At 58.6% G+C, this 2,859-nt stretch carries 4 protein-coding genes; 2 read left to right on the forward strand and 2 right to left on the reverse strand.

Annotated elements, in window-relative coordinates; all coding sequences use genetic code 11:
- Both AB4Z11_RS28440 and AB4Z11_RS28445 read right to left on the reverse strand, forming a co-directional pair.
- The coding region (locus tag AB4Z11_RS28440; protein WP_442029185.1) for a peroxiredoxin at positions 1-298 on the reverse strand (298 nt) is incomplete at its 3' end.
- 154 nt (positions 299-452) lie between these two features.
- Positions 453-830 (reverse strand): Mth938-like domain-containing protein, encoded by a 378-nt coding sequence (locus AB4Z11_RS28445; protein WP_442029182.1) that lies wholly within the window; start codon positions 828-830, stop codon positions 453-455.
- Positions 831-973: 143 nt separating this feature from the next.
- Here AB4Z11_RS28445 and AB4Z11_RS28450 point away from each other — a divergent pair, with 143 nt between their 5' ends.
- Positions 974-2,206 carry a pyridoxal phosphate-dependent aminotransferase gene (locus tag AB4Z11_RS28450; protein WP_442029183.1) on the forward strand — a complete coding sequence of 411 codons (1,233 nt, stop codon included), beginning with the start codon at positions 974-976 and terminating at the stop codon, positions 2,204-2,206.
- A 26-nt stretch (positions 2,207-2,232) separates the two neighbouring features.
- Positions 2,233-2,859: homoserine dehydrogenase (locus tag AB4Z11_RS28455; protein WP_442029184.1), on the forward strand; the 627-nt coding region annotated here is incomplete at its 3' end.

A 2,859-nucleotide genomic window follows, 5' to 3' on the forward strand; every position in this document is an offset into this window, starting at 1 on the left:
CATCTTTACCGTACATTTTTTTCATCTTCATGACACCGAAGGCCTGGCACAACGCTTCTTCGGGGTCGGAGATCAATTCGAAGGGCAGGCCCAGCTTGGCCTTGAAGTTCTCGTGCGAGCGCAGCGAGTCGCGGCTGACGCCGTAAATCTCGGCGCCGGCAGCCTGGAACTTGTCGTGCAGATCGCGGAAAGCCATGTTTTCGGTGGTGCAGCCGGGGGTGTTGTCCTTCGGGTAGAAGAACAGCACGGTGGTTTTGGCTGGACGGCCGGACAGCTGGAAGGTCTGGCCGCTGGTCATGGGGGCGCTGAAGTCGGCGATGGTATTGCTGGGGCTTGCCACTATTGTTCTCCTGAGCTTATGTGGGGGCGGCCCTTTATATCAGGGCAATATTTCTTATTTCAACCCCCAAAGGCAAAATCCGGTGGCTGCCACATCGTGGCAGCCACCTGTTTTACGGTTTCTCGATGATCAGTGCCAGCAGCGCCTTGCGGCCTTCGCCCATCAGGATGTTGTAGGTGCGGCAGGCGGCATTGGTGTCCATGCACTCCACGCCGACCTGCTTTGAGGTGAGCGGGGTGGTCAGGCGCGGGTGGACGAAGCGCTGGCGCTCGCCGGTACCCAGGATCACCACGTCCGGCTGCTCCACCGCCAGCTGCGCGAAGTGTTCGACCGTCAGATCCTCGAAGCGGGCTACCGGCCAGGCGCGCGGCGCCGTCTCGGGCAATACCAGCAGGCTGTAGTCGAAAGGCTGGCCGTTAATTTCGACGCCGCCGGGGAAATAACCGGACACAGTCTGGTACTGCTGGTTGCTGGATTGGTGAAGCTTCATGGGAAATGCCTGTATTTAATCGCAATAGAACGTCTATTGTATCGTTTTCCCTTGAAACAGGCTTCCCGGTGGTTGCCTAAATGAAGAGCTTTCGGCAGAATGGGTATTTTCGCAATGCAGCATGGATATGTAAGGGATTGATTTTGCGACCGGTTCAGAAATCGAACAAGCTCAACGAGATTTGCTACGAAATCCGCGGCCCGGTGCCTGAAAAGGCACGCCAGATGGAGGAAGAGGGCCACAAGATCACCAAGCTGAACATCGGCAATATGCAGCCGTTCGGCTTTGATCCGCCGGATGAGATTGTGCATGACATGATCGTCAACCTGCCGAATGCGGCGGGCTATACCGATTCCAAGGGCCTGTTTGCACCGCGCAAGGCGGTGATGCACTACACTCAGACCAAGAATATCGCCGGCGTGACCATCGACGATATTTACCTGGGCAATGGCGCGTCCGAGCTGATCGTGATGTCCATGAACGCGCTGCTGAATAACGGCGATGAGGTGTTGGTGCCGGCGCCGGATTATCCGCTGTGGACGGCGGCAGTGAGCCTGTCCGGCGGCAAACCGGTGCACTATATCTGCGACGAGCAGCAGGACTGGTTCCCCGACATCGACGACATGCGCAAGAAGATCACGCCCAATACCAAGGCGATCGTGGTCATCAACCCGAACAACCCGACCGGCGCGCTGTATCCGGACGAGGTTCTATTGCAGATCATCGAGCTGGCGCGCCAGCACCAGCTGATCATCTACGCTGACGAAATCTACGACAAAGTGCTGTACGACGGCGCGACCCACACCTCCATCGCCGCCCTGTGCGAGGACGTGCTGTGCGTGACCTTCAACGGCCTGTCCAAGAGCTACCGTTCCTGCGGCTACCGCGCGGGCTGGATGGTGCTCTCGGGCGAAAACCGAAAATACGCGAAGGACTATATCTGGGGCTTGAACATGCTGGCCTCGATGCGCCTTTGCGCCAATGCACCGGGGCAGTTTGCGATCCAGACTGCACTCGGCGGCTACCAGAGCATCAAGGATCTGGTGGCTCCCGGCGGGCGGCTGCTCAAGCAGCGCGACCTGGCTTACCAGTTGTTGTCCGATATTCCGGGCGTCAGCGTGGTCAAGCCAAAAGCGGCACTTTATATGTTCCCCCGCCTTGATCCGAAGATCTATCCGATCGCGGACGACCAGCAATTCGCTTATGAACTGCTGGAAGAAACCAAGGTCCTGATCGTGCAAGGCACTGGCTTCAACTGGCATTCGCCGGACCACTTCCGCGTCGTGTTCCTGCCGAACGCCGACGATATGACCGACGCCTTCGGAAGAATGGCGCGCTTCATGGAAGGCTACCGCAAACGTCACGGCCAGGGCTGAAACCGATCACAATAGATAACGAGATTATGAAACCCATCAAAGTAGGCCTGTTAGGCATTGGCACCGTAGGTTCGGGCACCTTCAACGTCCTGTCGCGCAACCAGGAAGAGATTACGCGCCGCGCCGGCCGCGGCATCGAAATCGTGGCCGTGGCGGACCTGAACACCGAACGCGCGCAACAGCTCACCGGCGGCAAGATCAAAGTCGTCGCCGACGGTAACGAGATCGTCAACGATCCGGAAATCGACATCGTCATTGAGCTGATTGGCGGCTACGGCATTGCCAAGGAACTGGTGCTGAAAGCCATCCACAACGGCAAGCACGTGGTCACCGCCAACAAGGCCCTGCTGGCAACGCACGGCAACGAGATCTTCGCTGCGGCGCAAGCCAAGGGTGTGATGGTGGCCTTCGAGGCCGCTGTTGCAGGCGGCATCCCGATCATCAAGGCGCTGCGCGAAGGCCTGACCGCCAACCGCATCGAATGGATCGCCGGCATCATCAACGGCACCACCAACTTCATCCTGTCCGAAATGCGTGACAAGGGCCTGGACTTTGGCACTGTGCTGAAAGAGGCGCAGCGCCTGGGCTACGCCGAAGCCGATCCGACCTTCGACATCGAAGGCGTTGATGCAGCGCACAAGGCGACCATCATG

This window comes from Pseudoduganella sp. RAF53_2, assembly GCF_052113985.1.
In the GTDB taxonomy this organism is placed as follows: Bacteria; Pseudomonadota; Gammaproteobacteria; order Burkholderiales; family Burkholderiaceae_D; genus Rugamonas.